12 protein-coding genes are annotated in these 18,060 nt (G+C 73.1%); 10 read left to right on the top strand and 2 right to left on the bottom strand.

Features of this window, described 5'->3' with window-relative positions:
* Nucleotides 1-152 precede the first annotated feature (152 nt).
* From leuS to VT52_RS12025, 5 genes are all read left to right on the top strand, one after another.
* Nucleotides 153-3,026, top strand: a complete 2,874-nt coding sequence (leuS, locus tag VT52_RS12045) for a leucine--tRNA ligase (RefSeq protein WP_046421754.1) — start codon at nt 153-155, stop codon at nt 3,024-3,026.
* Nucleotides 3,027-3,154: 128 nt separating this feature from the next.
* On the top strand, nt 3,155-3,811 hold the full coding sequence (locus VT52_RS12040; RefSeq protein ID WP_046421755.1) for a hypothetical protein: 657 nt from the start codon (nt 3,155-3,157) through the stop codon (nt 3,809-3,811).
* Between the two features lie 105 nt (nt 3,812-3,916).
* Nucleotides 3,917-4,762: a DegV family protein gene (locus tag VT52_RS12035; RefSeq protein WP_046421756.1), complete on the top strand. Its 846-nt coding sequence runs from the start codon at nt 3,917-3,919 to the stop codon at nt 4,760-4,762.
* Nucleotides 4,763-4,876: 114 nt separating this feature from the next.
* Nucleotides 4,877-5,815 (top strand): ComEA family DNA-binding protein, encoded by a 939-nt coding sequence (locus VT52_RS12030; protein WP_107481312.1) that lies wholly within the window; start codon nt 4,877-4,879, stop codon nt 5,813-5,815.
* Entirely contained in the window at nt 5,812-8,481 is a 2,670-nt protein-coding gene (locus VT52_RS12025) for a ComEC/Rec2 family competence protein (RefSeq protein ID WP_046421758.1), read from the top strand. The genes VT52_RS12030 and VT52_RS12025 overlap by 4 nt, the downstream gene beginning before the upstream one ends.
* Before the next feature lie 36 nt (nt 8,482-8,517).
* Here VT52_RS12025 and VT52_RS12020 read toward each other — a convergent pair whose 3' ends face one another.
* Nucleotides 8,518-9,045, bottom strand: coding sequence for a DUF3761 domain-containing protein (locus VT52_RS12020; RefSeq protein WP_046421760.1), 528 nt, complete (start codon nt 9,043-9,045; stop codon nt 8,518-8,520).
* Between the two features lie 384 nt (nt 9,046-9,429).
* Here VT52_RS12020 and VT52_RS12015 point away from each other — a divergent pair, with 384 nt between their 5' ends.
* Together VT52_RS12015 and holA are read left to right on the top strand one after the other, a co-directional pair.
* Nucleotides 9,430-9,675 carry a hypothetical protein gene (locus VT52_RS12015; RefSeq protein WP_046421762.1) on the top strand — a complete coding sequence of 82 codons (246 nt, stop codon included), beginning with the start codon at nt 9,430-9,432 and terminating at the stop codon, nt 9,673-9,675.
* Between the two features lie 113 nt (nt 9,676-9,788).
* Nucleotides 9,789-10,778 carry a DNA polymerase III subunit delta gene (gene holA / locus VT52_RS12010; RefSeq protein WP_206306492.1) on the top strand — a complete coding sequence of 330 codons (990 nt, stop codon included), beginning with the start codon at nt 9,789-9,791 and terminating at the stop codon, nt 10,776-10,778.
* Nucleotides 10,779-11,433: 655 nt separating this feature from the next.
* On the opposite strand, the gene rpsT is transcribed toward holA, so the two are convergent.
* Complete coding sequence (gene rpsT, locus VT52_RS12005) at nt 11,434-11,700, bottom strand: 30S ribosomal protein S20 (RefSeq protein WP_037655051.1); 267 nt, start codon at nt 11,698-11,700, stop codon at nt 11,434-11,436.
* Between the two features lie 227 nt (nt 11,701-11,927).
* Here rpsT and lepA point away from each other — a divergent pair, with 227 nt between their 5' ends.
* The 3 genes from lepA to VT52_RS11990 all read left to right on the top strand — a co-directional run bounded on the left by lepA (nt 11,928) and on the right by VT52_RS11990 (nt 17,921).
* On the top strand, nt 11,928-13,802 hold the full coding sequence (gene lepA / locus VT52_RS12000; protein WP_046421764.1) for a translation elongation factor 4: 1,875 nt from the start codon (nt 11,928-11,930) through the stop codon (nt 13,800-13,802).
* Between the two features lie 270 nt (nt 13,803-14,072).
* Complete coding sequence (locus VT52_RS11995) at nt 14,073-15,950, top strand: AMP-dependent synthetase/ligase (RefSeq protein ID WP_046421766.1); 1,878 nt, start codon at nt 14,073-14,075, stop codon at nt 15,948-15,950.
* 174 nt (nt 15,951-16,124) lie between these two features.
* A complete protein-coding gene (locus VT52_RS11990; protein WP_206306494.1) occupies nt 16,125-17,921 on the top strand; it encodes a SpoIIE family protein phosphatase in 1,797 nt (598 codons plus the stop codon).
* Nucleotides 17,922-18,060 lie beyond the last annotated feature (139 nt).

Here is an 18,060-nt window from a genome sequence, read left to right as displayed (position 1 = left end):
ATGCGTGCCGTACGCCTTCTGCTTAGCGGGCCGCGCTGATCAGTACCGACCCCGGTGGTACCCGTGAGGTCGGCATCGGCGCGGCGTCCCCTCCTGCGTGAGGGGATTTTTCATTTCTGCAGGCAGAGACGATCGATGGAGCTTTGAGGATCATGAGCGAGACGAACCCCGCTGCCGCCGCGACCGGGGCGGAAGCCTCCCCGTACCGCTACACGGCCGCCATGGCCGCCGAGATCGAGGCACGCTGGCAGGACTTCTGGGACGCCGACGGCACGTACGCCGCGGACAACCCCGCGGGCGACCTGGCGGGCGAGGGCGCCGCCAGGCCCAAGAAGTTCATCATGGACATGTTCCCCTACCCCTCCGGCGCCGGCCTGCACGTCGGCCACCCGCTGGGCTACATCGCCACCGACGTATACGCCCGGTTCCAGCGCATGACCGGCCACAACGTCCTGCACACCCTGGGCTTCGACGCCTTCGGCCTGCCCGCCGAGCAGTACGCCGTGCAGACCGGCACGCATCCGCGCGTGTCCACCGAGGCCAACATGGAGAACATGAAGGCCCAGCTGCGCCGGCTGGGCCTCGGTCACGACAAGCGCCGGTCCTTCGCCACGATCGACCCGGACTACTACAAGTGGACCCAGTGGATCTTCCTGCAGATCTTCAACTCCTGGTACGACGACGAGGCCCGCAAGGCCCGCCCGATCGCCGAGCTGATCGCCCAGTTCGAGACCGGTGAGCGCGCGATCCCGGGTACCACGCGCGGCTGGAACGAGCTGAGCGCCGCCGAGCGTGCCGACGTCCTGGGCGAGTACCGCCTCGCCTACGCCTCCGACGCGCCGGTCAACTGGTGCCCCGGCCTGGGCACCGTGCTGGCCAACGAGGAGGTCACCGCCGACGGTCGTTCCGAGCGCGGCAACTTCCCGGTGTTCAAGTCCAAGCTGCGCCAGTGGAACATGCGGATCACCGCCTACGCGGACCGCCTGCTGGAGGACCTGGAGGAGCTGGACTGGCCCGAGGCCATCAAGCTGCAGCAGCGCAACTGGATCGGCCGCAGCGAGGGCGCCCGCGTCGACTTCCCCGTGGACGGCGAGCACATCACGGTGTTCACCACCCGCCCCGACACCCTGTTCGGCGCCACCTACATGGTGCTGGCGCCCGAGCACCCCCTGGCCGACAAGTTCACCCCCGCGGCCTGGCCCGAGGGCACCCATGAGGCGTGGACCGGCGGCCACGCCACCCCCGCCGAGGCCGTCGCCGCCTACCGCGCGCAGGCCGCCGCCAAGTCCGACGTCGAGCGCCAGGCCGAGGCCAAGGACAAGACGGGCGTCTTCACCGGCGTCTTCGCCGTGAACCCGGCCAACGGCGAGCAGGTCCCCGTCTTCATCGCCGACTACGTGCTGATGGGCTACGGCACCGGCGCGATCATGGCCGTCCCCGCGCACGACACCCGCGACTTCGCCTTCGCGCGGGCCTTCGAGCTGCCCGTGCGCTGCGTGGTCGAGCCGACCGACGGCCGCGGCACCGACACCGCCGACTGGGACGACGCGTTCGCCTCGTACGACGCGAAGATCGTCAACTCGGCCGGCGAGGGCGTCACCCTGGACGGCCTGGGCGTCACCGAGGCCAAGGCGCGCGTCACCGAGTGGCTGGAGCGCAAGGGCATCGGCCGGGGCACGGTGAACTTCCGGCTGCGCGACTGGCTGTTCAGCCGCCAGCGGTACTGGGGCGAGCCCTTCCCGATCGTCTACGACGAGGACGGCATCGCGCACTCGCTGCCCGAGTCGATGCTGCCGCTGGAGCTGCCCGAGGTCGAGGACTACAGCCCGCGCACCTTCGACCCGGACGACGCGGACACCCGGCCCGAGACCCCGCTGTCGCGCAACGACGAGTGGGTCCACGTCACCCTGGACCTGGGCGACGGGCCGAAGAAGTACCGCCGCGAGACCAACACCATGCCCAACTGGGCCGGTTCCTGCTGGTACGAGTTCCGTTACCTCGACCCGCACAACGACCGGAAGATGGTCGACCCCGAGATCGAGCGGTACTGGATGGGCCCGCGCGAGGACCGGCCGCACGGCGGTGTCGACCTGTACGTGGGCGGTGCCGAGCACGCCGTGCTGCACCTGCTGTACGCCCGCTTCTGGTCCAAGGTGCTGTTCGACCTGGGGCACGTCTCCTCCGCGGAGCCGTTCCACAAGCTGTTCAACCAGGGCATGATCCAGGCCTACGTCTACCGTGACAGCCGGGGCATCGCGGTGCCGGCCGCCGAGGTGGAGGAGCGCGACGGCGCGTACTACCACCAGGGCGAGCAGGTCAGCCGTCTGCTGGGCAAGATGGGCAAGTCCCTGAAGAACGCGGTGACGCCGGACGAGATCGCCGCCGAGTACGGCGCCGACACCCTGCGCCTGTACGAGATGGCCATGGGCCCGCTGGACGTCTCCCGCCCCTGGGACACGCGCGCTGTGGTCGGCCAGTTCCGGCTGCTGCAGCGGCTGTGGCGCAACATCGTGGACGAGAACACCGGCGAGCCGACCGTGATCGACGCGGCGCCCGACGAGGACACGCTGCGCGCCCTGCACAAGGCGATCGACGGGGTGCGCCAGGACCTGGAGGGCCTGCGCTTCAACACCGCCATCGCCAAGGTCACCGAGCTGAACAACCACCTGACCAAGGCCAACGCGGCCCTGCCGAGGTCGGTGGCCGAGCCGCTGGTGCTGATGGTCGCCCCGCTGGCCCCGCACGTCGCCGAGGAGCTGTGGCGCCGCCTGGGCCACACCGACTCGGTCGTCCACCGGGACTTCCCGGTCGCCGACCCGCGGTACGTGGTCGACGAGACCGTGACCTGCGTCGTCCAGATCAAGGGCAAGGTCAAGGCCCGCCTGGAGGTGCCGCCGGGCATCTCCGAGGAGGAGCTGGAGAAGGCGGCCCTGTCCGACGAGAAGGTCGTGGCCGCGCTGGACGGCGCGGGCGTCCGCAAGGTGATCGTGCGCGCGCCGAAGCTGGTGAACATCGTTCCGGCGTAATCGCGACGCCTCTCGGGGTACTCCCCTACGGGCAGGTTCGGGGTATTTCTGGAACCCCGGGCCTGCCCCTTGCGTTTACCGTTGAGGAGTGCCGCGACGCGCGGCGCACCTGCCCGAGGAGGAGCGCCGTGGAAGCAGTGATCATCGTCATCGCCCTGTTCTTCCTGGCCTTCGTCGCCCTGGGCGCGTATGCCACGATCAAGGTGGTGAGCGCCGCCAAGCGCGGCGTGGACCGCACCATCGTCCAGGCCCGGCGCACCGTCGAGGACCACACGCTGCGCGCCAAGTCCTTCGCCCAGGTGGGCCCGGCCGCCGAGCTGGCCCAGCTGCGGCTCACCCTGCGTACCTCCATGCGCGCCACGCAGGACGCGCTGGACGCGGGCGTGGCCGAGGACGAGTCGCTGAAGGAGTCCCTGGGCCTCTTCGAGCGCCTCAACGCGCACGGACGCGAGCTGGACGCCGACCTCAAGCGCCTGGAGTCCGAGCCCGACCGCGCCACGCTCGCCGCCCGGCTGCCCGGCCTGCGCGCCCGCACCGAGCGCATCACCCAGTCCGCCGACTCCCTGCGCTGGGCCGTCCGCGACCGCGCCCGCCGCTTCGCCGACGACGATCTCGGCACCCTCAGCGCCCAGATCGACATCGAGGCCGACGCCCTGCGCCACTGGACCCGGCCCGGCACCGCCGGGGAGCCGGCACCGGAGCCCGCGCCCCACCCCCTCACCCCGCCCGTGCCGCGCCCGGCCTACCCGTGGCAGAAGAGCCCACGCCCGGAAAGCACCACCTGACCGTCACCGGATCACCGGGGTGTCCCGGGCTTGAGGGACCCGCCCGCGGGCACACGTCAGGGGCCGGGCTGCCACCCGCGCGCCCCGGCGGGTAACCTCCAGGTCATGTCCCGCCATGTCGCCATCGTCACCGATTCCACGGCCTACTTGCCGCCCCGGGCGATGGAGCGGCACGGCATCACCGCGGTCCCCCTGACCGTGGTCCTCGGCGACCAGGCGCTCGAAGAGGGCACCGAGATCTCCACCCGCGCCCTCGCCCAGGCCCTGACCAGGCGGCGCCCCGTCACCACCTCGCGTCCCAGCCCCCAGGTGTTCGCCGACACCTACCGCAGGGTCGCCGAGTCCGGCGCCGGCGGCATCGTCTCCCTGCACCTGTCGGGCGAGCTGTCCGGCACCTACGACGCGGCCGTCCTCGCGGCCCGGGAGGCGCCGGTGCCGGTGCGGGTGGTGGACACCGGGATGGTCGCGATGGCCCTCGGTTTCTGCGCCCTCGCCGCTGCCGAGGCGGCGGAGGCGGGCGGCACCGTGGACGAGGCCGTCACCGCGGCCGAGAAACGGGCCGCCGGCACCTCCGCCTACTTCTACGTCGACACCCTCGACTATCTGCGCCGCGGCGGCCGCATCGGCGCCACCCAGGCCCTGTTCGGCTCCGCGCTCGCGGTCAAACCCCTGCTCAGCCTCGACGGCGGCCGCATCGAGCTGCTGGAGAAGGTCCGTACGGCCTCGAAGGCGATCGCCCGCCTGGAGGAGCTGGCCGCCGAACGGGCCGGGGGCACGGAGGTCGACATCGCCGTCCACCATCTGGCCGCCCCCGAACGTGCCGCCGCACTCGCCGACCGGCTGCGGGAACGTGTGCGTGGGCTGGGGGAGTTGCACGTCAGCGAGGTGGGAGCGGTGATCGGGGCGCACACCGGACCGGGGTTGCTGGGGGCGGTGGTCTCGCCGCGGTGAGGTAGTGGTCGGGGGGTCCCCCGCACGAGTGGCGAAGTTGTCCACAACCCACCCGGTGTCCCCGGGAGTCGACCAAGATCATCGCGAAGTGACGGGATGTCCGATCCTCGTCGCATGGCACTTCGATCACGCCCTCGCACCGGCACTCCGGCCAGCGGCCCCGGCCGCGGTCCCGCCTCCGACGTCCGCACACGGCAGCGCGCGTCCGCGCACCGCCGTGTCCGGCACCGCGCGCACGCGCCGGCGGAGGACCTGCGGCGCCGGGCGGAACTCCTCTTCGGCGAACAGGCCGTGCCATGGCGGGAGTCGGGGAAGGCCCCGCCGGCCGCGAGCCCGCCCGAGCCGGTGGAGCGGCCGTCGGAGCACGCGGATCCGCCGCCCCCGGACCTGCGGGCACGGGCCGGGACGGCGTTGCGGGAGCGGCTGCCGGTGTGGCTGCAGTCGCGCTGCGGGGTGGAGCGGCGCGGGACCGTGGCGCTCGCCGTGCTGCTGGTGGTGGCCGCGCTGTTCGCCGTGCAGCACTTCTGGGCGGGCCGGCCCGAGCCGGTGAGCGCGCCCCAAATGGTGCGCGCGCGGCCGACGTACGCGAAGACGCCCGCTCCGGGCGGGGGCGGTGCCGCGACTCCGGGCGGAGAGATCGTCGTGGACGTCGGCGGCAAGGTCCGCGCTCCGGGCGTCCGCCGCCTCCCCGCGGGTTCCCGGGTGGCCGACGCGCTGCGGGCGGCGGGCGGGGTGCGGCCGGGCGTGAACACCGACGGCCTCAACCGGGCCCGCTTCCTGGTCGACGGCGAGCAGGTGGTCGTCGGCGCGCCGCCGGCCGCCGTCGCCCCCGCCGGCGCCGCGCCCCCGACCGGCCCGGCCGCGCCGGTCTCCCTCGGCACGGCGACCGAGGATCAGCTCGACACGCTGCCGGGAGTCGGACCGGTGCTGGCCCGCCGCATCATCGACTACCGCACCCGGCACGGCGGCTTCCGCTCGGTGGACGAACTCCGCCAGGTCGACGGAATCGGCGACCGCCGCTTCACCGACCTCCGCGACCTGGTACGGCCATGACCGCCGCCCCCTTCCACGGCACCGAGCCCGACCCCGGGCCGGGTCCCTTGGACCTGCGCCTGGTGCCGCCCGCGCTCGCCGCCTGGGCCACGGCGACGCTCACCCTGGACGCCCCGGCGGGCCCGACCGTGTGGATCGCGGCCCTCTCCCTGCTCGCCGGGATCGTCATGCTGGGCGCGGGCCGGGCCGTTCCGCGGTCTCCGGGTGGGCGGCCGGCCTGGGCACGTACCTCCCTCGCCGCGGTGCTCCTGTGCGTCGCCGCGTCGGCCACGTCCGCCGGATTGCAGGGCGCGGACGTGCGGCGCGGACCGGTCCCCGCACTGGCCCGCCGCTCCGCCACCGTGACCGCCGACATCGAGCTGACCGGCGACCCCTGGCTGAGCAGGCCCCGGGTGCGCGGGGACCGCACGGCCTCGGCGGCGGTGCTGGTCCGGGCGGAGGTGAGGCGGGTCGAGGAGAGCGACGGGCGGAGCACGCGGACCCGGACGCCGGTCCTGGTGGTGGCCGACGGGGGTGTGGCGGGGCCGGAGGGAGACGCCAGCCGGCCGCCGGCGCGGGGCACTCCCGAGGCCGTCGCGGTACCGGACCGGGTGCGCGGGGCGGCCGGGGACGGGCCGGCAGCGGCGACCGGGGGATCCCGGGCGCGGGCCGGGCAGGACGGCTGGCTCCGGCTGCTGCCGTCCACGCGGCTGCGGGTGAGCGGGCGGCTGGCGCCCGCTCTCGTCGGAGGTGACCGGACGGCGGCCGTGCTCAGGGTGCGGGGGCTGTCCGCGGCGAGGGTCCTGGCGGGGCCGAGCGGGGCGCAGCGGTGGGCGGGGCGGCTGCGGGACGGACTGCGCGCGGCGACCGACGGACTGTCCGGGGACGCGCGGGCGCTGCTGCCCGGCCTGGTCGTCGGGGACACCGCGCGGATCACACCCGAACTGGACGACGCCTTCAAGGCGACCGACCTGACCCACACCCTCGCGGTCTCCGGCAGCAACCTCACCGTGCTGCTCGCCCTGCTCGTCGGCCCGCCCGGCCTGGCCCGGCTGACCGAACGCCGGGGCCTGGCCCCGTGCCTGGGCCTCTCCCTCAGGACGACGGCCCTGTCCGCGGGGGCGCTCACGCTGGGATTCGTGCTCGTGTGCCGGCCCGACCCCAGCGTGCTGCGGGCCGCCGCCTGCGGAGCGCTCGCACTGCTCGCCCTGGCCACGGGCCGCCGCAGATCCCTCGTCCCGGCCCTGGCGACGGCCGTACTGCTGCTGGTGCTCTACGACCCGTGGCTCGCCCGCAGCTACGGCTTCCTGCTCTCCGTGCTGGCCACCGGTGCCCTGCTGGTGCTGGCCCCGGGCTGGAGCGAGGGGCTGCGGCGGCGCGGGTTGCCGCCGAGGCTCGCCGAGGCGCTGGGCGCGGCCGCAGCGGCGCAGGCGGTGTGCGCGCCGGTGGTGGCGGTGCTGTCGGCCCGGGTGAGCCTGGTGGCGGTGCCGTGCAATCTGCTGGCCGAGGTGGCGGTGGCGCCCGCGACCGTGCTGGGGTTCGCCGCGCTGGCGACCGCGCCGGTGGCGATGCCCCTGGCCAAGCTGCTGGCCTGGGCCGCGAGTTGGCCGACCCGGTGGATCGCCGGTGTCGCCAGGGCCGGGGCCGCGCTGCCCGGCGCGGGGGTGGGCTGGCCGGGCGGTTGGCCGGGGGCGCTGCTGCTCGCGGCGGTCACCGTGGCCGCCGTACCTGCCGGGCGGCGGCTGGTGCGGCACCCGTGGTGGTGCGGACTGTGCGGGGCGCTGCTCCTGCTGGCGCTGGTGCGCCCCGCGCCGCTGACCAGGGTGGTGACGGGCTGGCCGCCGCCGGGATGGCGGTACGCGATGTGCGACGTCGGGCAGGGCGACGCGACCGTGCTGGCCGCGGGCGCCGGCGCCGGGGTGGTCGTGGACGCCGGGCCCGATCCGGCGGCGGTGGACCGCTGCCTCCGGCGCCTGGGCGTCACCCGCGTCCCCCTCCTGGTGCTGACCCATTTCCACGCGGACCACGTGGCGGGGCTGCTCGGGGTGCTGCGGGGACGCGAGGTGGCCGGGATCGAGACGACGGGGTTCGAAGAGCCCGCGCAGGAGGCGGAGTTCGTCAGGAAGGAGGCGGCCGGGCGCCATATCCCGGTCACCCGGGCCGTCGCGGGCGAGGAACGGCGCAGCGGCCCGCTGTCCTGGCGGGTGCTGTGGCCGCCGGCGGACACCGGGCCGCCGATGGGTGCCGGTCCCCCCGCCGGGCCCGGCCCGGTCGCCGCTCCCGGGTTCGACGGGCCGAACGACGCCAGCGTGGCGTTGCTGGTGCGCACGGGCGGGCTGCGGCTGCTGCTGCTCGGGGACCTCGAACCCCCGGACCAGCAGGCGCTGCTGCGGTCTCCGGAGGCGGCGGCGATGGCCGGGGTGGATGTGCTGAAGGTGGCCCATCATGGATCGGCCCACCAGGACCCGGAGTTGACACGGCTCGCGGCTCCCCGGGTGGCGCTCATCTCCTGTGGCACCGGGAACCCGTACGGGCACCCGGCCCCGTCGACGGTGGCCGCGCTGCGGGCCGGTGGCGCGTTGGTGCTGCGGACCGACCGGGACGGGGCGCTCGCGGTGGGCGGGGCCGAGGGGGCCGACGGCGCGGGCGGGGAGGTGAGGGTGACGCGGGACGGGCCGTCCGGCTAGGGCCCTTCCTTCGGATCAGGCCGGCTCCAAGCCCTGCTAGTGGTAGAAGACGGCCACGCCGCCGTGGTGCGAGCAGGCGCCCTGGTGGTGGGCGGCGTAGGAGTAGGTGCCGTCGTTGCACAGGGCGGTGGCGCCGTTGCCGGCGCCGGTCGAGCCTCCCGAGGAACCGGAGCCGCCGCTGCTCGACGAACCGCCCGACGAACCGCCTGAGGACCCGCCCGACGAGCCCCCGCTGCCGCCCGAACCGGCGGCCGGCGCGTGCGCGGTGACGGTCACCTCGACCTTGACGGTCCTGGTCGCCGTGACCGTCGGCGCGGGCTCGGGCGTCGCCGTCTCCGTGGCGGTGGCCGTCGCCGTGACCGTGGCGGTCGGCTGCACCTTGGCTGCCGTGGGCTTGGCGTCGGTGCCGTTGTCCTGGCCGCCGGCGCCGGCTCCGATGCCGAGGAGGAAGGCGAGTCCGATGCCGGGCAACACGTAACGCTTCCGGGCCCACTTGGGGGCGGTCCGGGTGGGCGGGTGCGGCGGCCGCGGTGGCATGGCGTACGGCTGGTACGGGTTGCTCATGGGTCCCCCAAAGTGCGTCGGAGGTAAGACCGTAACCGCGGATGTGATGTTCATGTGAAGTTTTCGTGCGGAAGTCTCTTGTTCGTGACGTGGTGAAGGTGATGCGAAACAGGCATTCGACGATCAAATGCGCTCAGTTGTGGCGCATGCACTGGATTCCATTGATGTGCTCCCGTGTCACCTCGAAAGCCGCAACGGCGATCGAATGGATCTTCGGCAGCAGAAGATGTCGAGGTGTACAGGGGTGCAGCAGTCGGTGCTCGCCCGGGGGATCGCGGCGGTGGGGCCGAGTATCCGCGTCGAGTTGGAAGCACAGCTCGTGCCGCAGGCGCCCAACGGCTGACCTGGCGGTTCGGCGCCGCGGGCGTGCCGGAGAATGGCGGCGTGAGTGATGTGAGACATGTGCTGGTGCTGCCCGACCGGGAGGCGGCGGAGGAGGCGGCGGAGGCGCTCGGGGAGCGGTTCGCGCTCGACGAGGAACCCCGGCTGCTCCGGGACGCGCTGGCCGGCGAGGACGACGCCGAGGACGCGCAGTGGCTGGTCGTACTGGCCGACGAGGAGGAGCGGCTGGACCCCCGGGAGCTGGACGAGTTCGCGGGGGAGTGGGACGGGTGGCGCGAGGAGCCGTGAGCCGCGGGGGGCCGTGGATCCCGAGCCGCCGTGAGTCGCCTTGAGCCGTGGGGAGCGTGGGCCTCGGAGTCGGGCCGGGGGCGTTGTCGGTGGGGCGTGGGATGCTTGGTGCGATGGCCAGGAAGACTGCGAATGACGACGTCCTCGCCCCGGTGACGCTTGCCGTGGGCCAGGAGGACCTGCTGCTGGACCGCGCCGTGCGGGAGGTGGTGGCCGCCGCGCGCGCCGCCGACGCGGACACGGATGTCCGGGACCTGACCCCGGACCAGTTGCAGCCCGGCACGCTCGCCGAGCTGACCAGCCCGTCGTTGTTCGCCGAGCGCAAGGTCGTCGTCGTGCGCAACGCGCAGGATCTGTCGGCCGACACCGTCAAGGACGTGAAGGGGTACCTCGGCTCGCCCGCCGAGGAGATCACCCTGGTGCTGCTGCACGCGGGCGGCGCCAAGGGCAAGGGCCTGCTGGACGCCGCGCGCAAGGCGGGGGCGCGGGAGGTGGCCTGCCCGAAGATGACCAAGCCGGCCGACCGGCTGGCCTTCGTGCGGGGGGAGTTCCGCACGGCGGGGCGCTCCGCGACCCCGGAGGCGTGCCAGGCGCTGTGCGACGCGATCGGCAGTGATCTGCGGGAGCTGGCGTCGGCGGTGGCGCAGTTGACCGCGGATGTCGAGGGGACCATCGACGAGGCCGTCGTCGGGCGGTACTACACCGGGCGGGCCGAGGCCTCCAGCTTCACGGTCGCGGACCGGGCGGTGGAGGGGCGTACGGCGGAGGCGCTGGAGGCGCTGCGGTGGTCGCTGTCGACGGGGGTGGCGCCGGTGATGATCACGAGCGCCCTGGCCCAGGGGGTGCGGGCGATCGGGAAGCTGTCGTCCGCGCGGGGCGGACGGCCGGGTGATCTCGCCCGGGAGCTGGGGATGCCGCCGTGGAAGATCGACCGGGTGCGGCAGCAGATGCGGGGGTGGACGCCGGACGGGGTGTCGGTGGCGATGCGGGCGATCGCGGAGGCGGACGCGGGGGTGAAGGGCGGGGGCGACGACCCCGAGTACGCCCTGGAGAAGGCGGTCGTGGTCATCGCCCGCGCGGCCCGCTCACGGGGACGCGGGTAGCCACCCACCCGGGGCGCGGCCGTCCACCCTCCGGACGTGGGTGCTCGCCCCCTGGAGCGGAGCCCCACCGTCGGCTACGAGGCACCCCACAAAAGCCGCCGCCCGCGCGTCGGCCCGGAAGCCGCCGCCTGCGCGTCGGCCCGGAAGCCGCCGCCTGCGTGTCGGCCCGGAAGCCGCCGCTCACGTGTCGGCCCGGAAGCCGCCGCCTGCGTGTCGGCCCGGAAGCCGCCGCCTGCGTGTCGGCCCGGAAGCCGCCGCTCACGTGTCGGCCCGGAAGCCGCCGCCCGCGCGCCCGCCCGGAAGCCGCCGCCCACGTGTCGGCCCCGGAACCGTCGGCCGTGCGCCCGCCCCGGAACCGTCGGGCATGCGCCGTTCGCAAGCCCGCCCGAGTCCCCTCGCCGAAAGCCCCGGCGCCGCGCCCGGACCCGTGTCCGCCCTTCGGGCGAAGCCCGGCAAGGAGCCGCCCGCCCCCGGAACGCCGGGAACCCCGCCCCCCGCCCTGGGGAAGGGCGAGCGACGGGGTTCTCGGTTCACGATGCTGAAGCCTCACCCGCGTGGCGAACGCAGGCCGCGTGAGGCTTCGGGGCTGCCGGTCGGGAGCGGATGAGAGAGGGCCCGCTCTTGATCCTCCCGGCGGTCAGATCAAAGGGGAAGTTCAGCCCTTGATGGACGCGACCTTGGAAGCAAGCGCCGACTTCTTGTTGGCGGCCTGGTTCTTGTGGATGACGCCCTTGGAGACGGCCTTGTCGAGCGCACGCGCGGCGGCGCGCTGCAGCTCGGTCGCCTTGGCGGTGTCACCCGCGGCAGCGGCCTCGCGGGCCTTGCGGATCGCGGTCTTCAGGGAGGACTTGACGGCCTTGTTGCGCAGCCGAGCCTTCTCGTTGGTCTTGATCCGCTTGATCTGGGACTTGATGTTCGCCACGAAGGAGCCTTTTCAGGTTCAGGCACGGGGCCGCACGGGTCCCGTACCGGTGATCCAAAATTTCTCTGATCGTGCCTCGGGCCGAGAGGGCATGAGGCACAGCCATCTACAGTACCAGTGGCCCTGCGAGCGGCCCAAAACGCCCTCCGGTCCCTCCGCGTGGGACCATGGAGACTACGTATCGATCCGACCCGAGGCATAAGGCGCCTCAAGAGACAGGACCCTGCGTGCCCGCGACCCCTAACCACGTGCCCGAGCCGAGCCGTACCGCCCCGGCGCTGATCCGCAATTTCTGCATCATCGCGCACATCGACCACGGCAAGTCCACGCTCGCCGACCGGATGCTCCAGCTGACCGGCGTCGTCGAGCAGCGGCAGATGCGCGCTCAGTACCTCGACCGGATGGACATCGAGCGCGAGCGCGGCATCACGATCAAGTCCCAGGCGGTGCGTCTGCCCTGGGCCCCCACCGAGGGCCCCGACCAGGGCACGACGCACATCCTCAACATGATCGACACCCCGGGGCACGTCGACTTCACCTATGAGGTCTCGCGGTCGCTGGCCGCCTGCGAGGGGACCGTCCTCCTCGTCGACGCCGCCCAGGGCATCGAGGCGCAGACCCTCGCCAACCTCTACCTGGCGATGGAGAACGACCTCAAGATCATCCCCGTGCTCAACAAGATCGACCTGCCGGCCGCCCAGCCGGAGAAGTTCGCCGAGGAGCTGGCGAACCTGATCGGCTGCGAGCCGGAGGAGGTGCTGAAGGTCTCCGCCAAGACGGGTCTCGGCGTCGAGGCGCTGCTCGACAAGGTCGTCAAGGAGATCCCGGCCCCGGTCGGTGTCGCCGACGCCCCCGCCCGCGCGATGATCTTCGACTCGGTCTACGACTCCTACCGCGGTGTCGTGACGTACGTCCGTGTCATCGACGGCCAGCTCAACAAGCGCGAGCGCATCCGGATGATGTCGACCGGCGCGACCCACGAGCTGCTGGAGATCGGCGTCAGCTCGCCCGAGATGCTCCCGGCCGACGGCCTAGGCGTCGGCGAGGTGGGCTATCTGATCACCGGTGTGAAGGACGTCCGCCAGTCCAAGGTCGGTGACACCGTCACCAGCCAGAGCAAGGGCGCCACCGAGGCCCTCGGCGGCTACAAGGACCCGAAGCCGATGGTGTTCTCGGGTCTGTACCCGCTGGACGGCTCCGACTACCCCGAGCTGCGCGAGGCCCTGGACAAGCTCCAGCTCAACGACGCCGCCCTGGTCTACGAGCCGGAGACCTCCGCGGCCCTCGGCTTCGGTTTCCGCGTCGGCTTCCTCGGCCTGCTGCACCTGGACGTGATCCGGGAGCGCCTGGAGCGCGAGTTCGGCCTCGACCTGATCGCCACCGCCCCCAACGTGGTCTACCGCGTGCTCATGGAGGACGGCGGCGAGCACACGGTGACCAACCCGAGCGAGTTCCCCGAGGGGAAGATCGACGAGGTCTACGAGCCGGTCGTACGGGCCACGATCCTCGCGCCCACCGAGTTCATCGGCGCGATCATGGAGCTGTGCCAGACCCGCCGCGGCACCCTGCTCGGCATGGACTACCTCTCCGAGGACCGCGTCGAGATCCGTTACACGCTGCCGCTCGCGGAGATCGTCTTCGACTTCTTCGACCAGCTGAAGTCCAAGACCCGCGGCTACGCCTCGCTCGACTACGAGCCCACCGGCGAGCAGTCCAGCAGCCTGGTCAAGGTCGACATCCTGCTGCACGGCGACAAGGTGGACGCCTTCTCGGCGATCACCCACAAGGACCAGGCGTACGCGTACGGCGTGCGGCTCGTCGCCAAGCTCAGGGAGCTGATCCCGCGGCAGAGCTTCGAGGTGCCGGTCCAGGCCGCCGTCGGCTCTCGGGTGATCGCCCGCGAGACCATCCGCGCCATCCGCAAGGACGTCCTCGCCAAGTGCTATGGCGGCGACATCTCCCGTAAGCGCAAGCTGCTGGAGAAGCAGAAGGAAGGCAAGAAGCGGATGAAGATGGTGGGTTCGGTGGAGGTTCCGCAGGAGGCCTTCATCGCCGTCCTGTCCAGCGATGACAGCGCGGGTTCGTCCAAGGGCAAGAAGTAACCGGGGCGGAGAACGGTCGCGTCCGCAAAACGGACAGCAGGGGGCCCGTCGTGCGAAAGCGCGGCGGGCCTTCGCGCGTGGGCGCCGTCACTCCGCGTCGACACCGCGGGGAAAGACACAGGGTGAAGCCCCTTACGCAGCGGGCGGTCGCGCCTTACCCTGATGCCTGCTCGATAGTTACTCGCGAGTTAAACAACAGCTCGAAACCCACCGTGAGTTAACCCAGCCGCACGAGTACCAGCCGCGCTGTCGCGGGCCCCGGAGGATGTCGTGAGCGACACACAGACCCAGATCGAGAACCGTCCGCCGTCCGTCGCGGCCCTCTTCCTTGAGCGCGTCGCGGCGACACCGGACGCCGAGGCCTACCGGTATCCGGTGCCTCCCGCCACCGGGCAGGGCCCGGACGACTGGCGGTCACTGAGCTGGGCCCAGTCGGCCGACCGGGTGTACGCGATCGCGGCCGGACTCACCGAGCTGGGCATCGAACCCGAGCAGCGGGTGGCGCTCTCCTCCTCCACCCGCGTCGAGTGGATCCTCGCCGACCTCGGCATCATGTGCGCCGGCGGTGCCACCACCACGATCTACCCGCAGACCAACGCCGACGAGTCCGCGTTCATCCTCGCCGACTCCGAGAGCCGGGTGCTGATCGCCGAGAACGCGGCCCAGGTGGCCAAGGCGGTCGAGAAGCGCGCCGAGCTGCCCGAACTGACCAGGGTCGTCGTCATCGACCCGGCCGGCGTGCCCGAGGGCGACGACTGGGTGATCACCCTCGCCGAGCTGGAGAAGCGCGGCGCCGCCTACCTGGAACAGCACCCGCAGCTGATCAAGGAACGGGTCGCGGCGATCGCCGAGGACCAGCTCGCCACCCTCATCTACACCTCCGGCACCACCGGCCGCCCCAAGGGCGTACGGCTGCCGCACGACAACTGGTCGTACATGGCCAAGGCCATCGCCGCGACCGGGCTGCTCGGCCCGGACGACGTGCAGTACCTGTGGCTGCCGCTCGCGCACGTCTTCGGCAAGGTGCTCACCTCCGGCCAGATCGAGACCGGGCACATCACCGCCGTGGACGGCCGCGTCGACAAGATCATCGAGAATCTCCCGGTGGTCCGGCCGACGTACATGGCCGCCGTGCCGCGCATCTTCGAGAAGGTGTACAACGGCGTCGCGGCCAAGGCCCGGGAAGGCGGCGCGGCCAAGTACAAGATCTTCCAGTGGGCGGCCGAGATCGCCCGCGAGTACGCCAAGGCCGAGCAGGACAACTTCCGGCACACCGGCAACCGCTCCGTGCCCTTCGGCCTCGCCGCCAAGCACAAGGTCGCCGACACCCTCGTCTACGCCAAGATCCGCGAGGCCTTCGGCGGCCGGCTGCGCGCCTGCGTCTCCGGCTCCGCCGCGCTCGCGCCCGAGATCGGCTACTTCTTCGCCGGCGCCGGCGTCCACGTCCTGGAGGGCTACGGCCTGACCGAGTCCTCCGCGGCCTCCTTCGTGAACCCCGGGGAGGCGTACCGCACCGGCACGGTCGGCAAGCCGCTGCCCGGCACCGAGGTGCGCATCGCCGACGACGGCGAGATCCTGCTGCGCGGCCCCGGCATCATGCAGGGCTACCACAAGCTGCCCGAGAAGACCGCCGAGGTGCTGGAGTCCGACGGCTGGTTCCACACCGGCGACATCGGCGAGCTCTCGCCCGACGGGTACCTGCGGATCACCGACCGCAAGAAGGACCTCATCAAGACCTCCGGCGGCAAGTACGTCGCGCCGGCCGAGGTCGAGGGCCAGTTCAAGGCGGTCTGCCCGTACGTCTCCAACATCCTGGTGCACGGCGCCGACCGGAACTACTGCACCGCGCTCATCTCCCTCGACGAGATCGCGATCGAGGAGTGGGCGAAGGAGAACGGCCTGGAGGGCAGGCCGTACGCCGAGATCGTCGCGGCGCCGCAGACCGTGGAGATGGTCGACGGGTACGTCCAGCAGCTCAACGCCGGGCTCCAGCGCTGGCAGACGATCAAGAAGTTCCGGCTGCTGCCGCGTGATCTCGACGTGGAGCACGGCGAGATCACGCCGAGCCTGAAGCTGAAGCGGCCGGTGGTGGAGCGGGAGTACAAGGGGCTGATCGACGAGATGTACGCCGGAGCGCGGGAGAAGTAGGGCTTCCCCTCGCGGGCCGGGGGGCGCCGCGCGGCTCGGGGGCGCTTTCTGGCCACCGGGTCGCGGAAAGGTTTCCCTTGGATGCCGTCCTAGCACGCTTCTCGGCCATGCGTGGCCACTTCGGTGACTTCCCGCTTATGCGCGACCCCCGTCTGTCACCCTGGCCGCATGGACATGGCGGCCATACCCACGCAGCGGGACACGGCGGGCCGGGCGCGCGGACACGCCGCGCTGCCCGGCAGTCCGCTCGCGCCGGGCTCCGCGCGGGCCCTGGTGCGGGCCGCGCTGGAGGAGGCGCCCGTCGCGCCCCGGCTCGTCGACGACGCCATGGCGGTCGTCAGCGAGCTGGTCACCAACGCCGTGGTGCACGCGGGCACCGAGATCTCCCTCGACTGGTGCCTGGAGGACGGCGGCACGTTCCTGGTCGAGGTCGGGGACCGGCACCCGGCCCGGCCGCCACGGGACGCGACCGCGGGCGAGCCGTCGTACGACACCCTGGAGTACGGCCGTGGGCTGCGCCTGGTCGGGGCGCTCGCCGAGTCCTGGGGGGTCACCTACCGCACCGGCGCCAAGTCGGTGTGGGCCAGGCTGCCTCCGGGCGGCAGCGAGCCGCGGGCCGGCGGCGGGGCGCGGGACGCGCTGGAGGTCGCCGAGGTGCTGGCCCCGCAGTCGCAGCGCACGGACAGCGACCGGGACTGGCTCGGCCGGGGCGCGCTGTCCTTCCTCGCCGAGGCGTCCGACCTGCTCGCGGGCCAGCTGGACGAGAACCTGGTCACGGCCCTCACCGGCCAGCTGATCGTGCCCCGGCTCGCCGACTGGTGCGCGGTGTGGCTGGAGGACGAGGCGTCGGTGCGCGGCGGGTCGTACGACGGCCCCGCGCGGGTCTGGCACGCCAGCGAGAACCGCATCGAGGAACTGCGCCGCACCCTGGAGAAGGAGCCGCCGCAGCCGGGGGACGGGTTCGGCTTCGGCCCCTCGCCGTACCCGTGGCCCGGGAGCGCGCTGGACGCCCAGGGCGCGGACGGCACGGCGCTGGCCTACCGGCTGGTGGCCGGCGGGCGGCCACTGGGCACGCTGGTCATCGGGCGGTGCGGGCTCGCGCGCTTCCCCGACGAGATCACCGGCCTGGTGGAGGACCTGGGCCGCAGGGTGGCCCTCGCCATCGGCGCGGCCCGGCAGTACGCCCGGCAGGCCACCATCAGCGCCGTCCTCCAGCGCGGTCTGCTGCCCGGCGCGGTCGCCGAGATCCCCGGGATGAGCAGCGCGCTGGTCTACGAGCCGTGCGACAAGAGCGGCCCCAGCGGCGACTTCTACGACCTGTTCCCGGCGGGCGACGGCCGCTGGTGCTTCGCGATCGGCGACGTCCAGGGCAAGGGCCCGGAGGCGGCGGTCGTGATCGGGCTGGCCCGGCCCTGGCTGCGGCTGCTGGCCCGCGAGGGGTACCGGGTCGCCGACGTCCTCGACCGGCTCAACCAGCTCCTGCTGGACGACGCCACGGAGGCCGCCGACGCCGCGGCCCGAGCCCTGGTCGCGGTGGACGGCCGCGGGGAGGGCCCGCAGACGCGCTTCCTCTCGCTGCTGTACGGCGAGCTGGTCCCCCACGACGGCGGGGTCCGCTGCACCCTCGCCTCCGCCGGACACCCCCTGCCGCTCGTCCTCGGCCCCGACGGCACCGTGCGCACCGCGGCCCGCCCGCAGACGCTGCTCGGCGTGGTCGAGGACGAGACCTACACCAGCGAGACCCTGGACCTCGGGCCCGGCGACAGCCTGCTGTGCGTCACCGACGGGGTGACCGAACGCCGCTGCGGCCCCCACCAGTTCGACGACGCCGACGGTCTCGCCGCCGCCCTCGCCTCCTGCGCCGGCCTCACCGCCGACGAGATCGCCGAAAGGATCCGCCATCTGGTCCACACGTTCGGCGAGTCACCTCCGGAGGACGACTTGGCGCTGCTGGTGCTCCAGGCGGGGTGAGCGGGGCACGCGGACCACGGCCGGCTCTACGGCGCCGGTCCCGGGGCGGCGCCGCTCTGCGGGCAGGCCGCCGCTATGAGCGGCGTCTCCGGCCCCTGCCCCGGCCCCTTGCTCTGGTCCCCAGCTCCGATGCCGCCGC

The sequence above is a fragment of the Streptomyces malaysiense genome (genome assembly GCF_000980885.2).
Taxonomy (GTDB): Bacteria; Actinomycetota; Actinomycetes; order Streptomycetales; family Streptomycetaceae; genus Streptomyces; species Streptomyces malaysiense.
The sequence above is the reverse complement of the archived record's forward strand: the minus strand, read 5'-3'. Positions and strand labels throughout refer to the sequence as shown.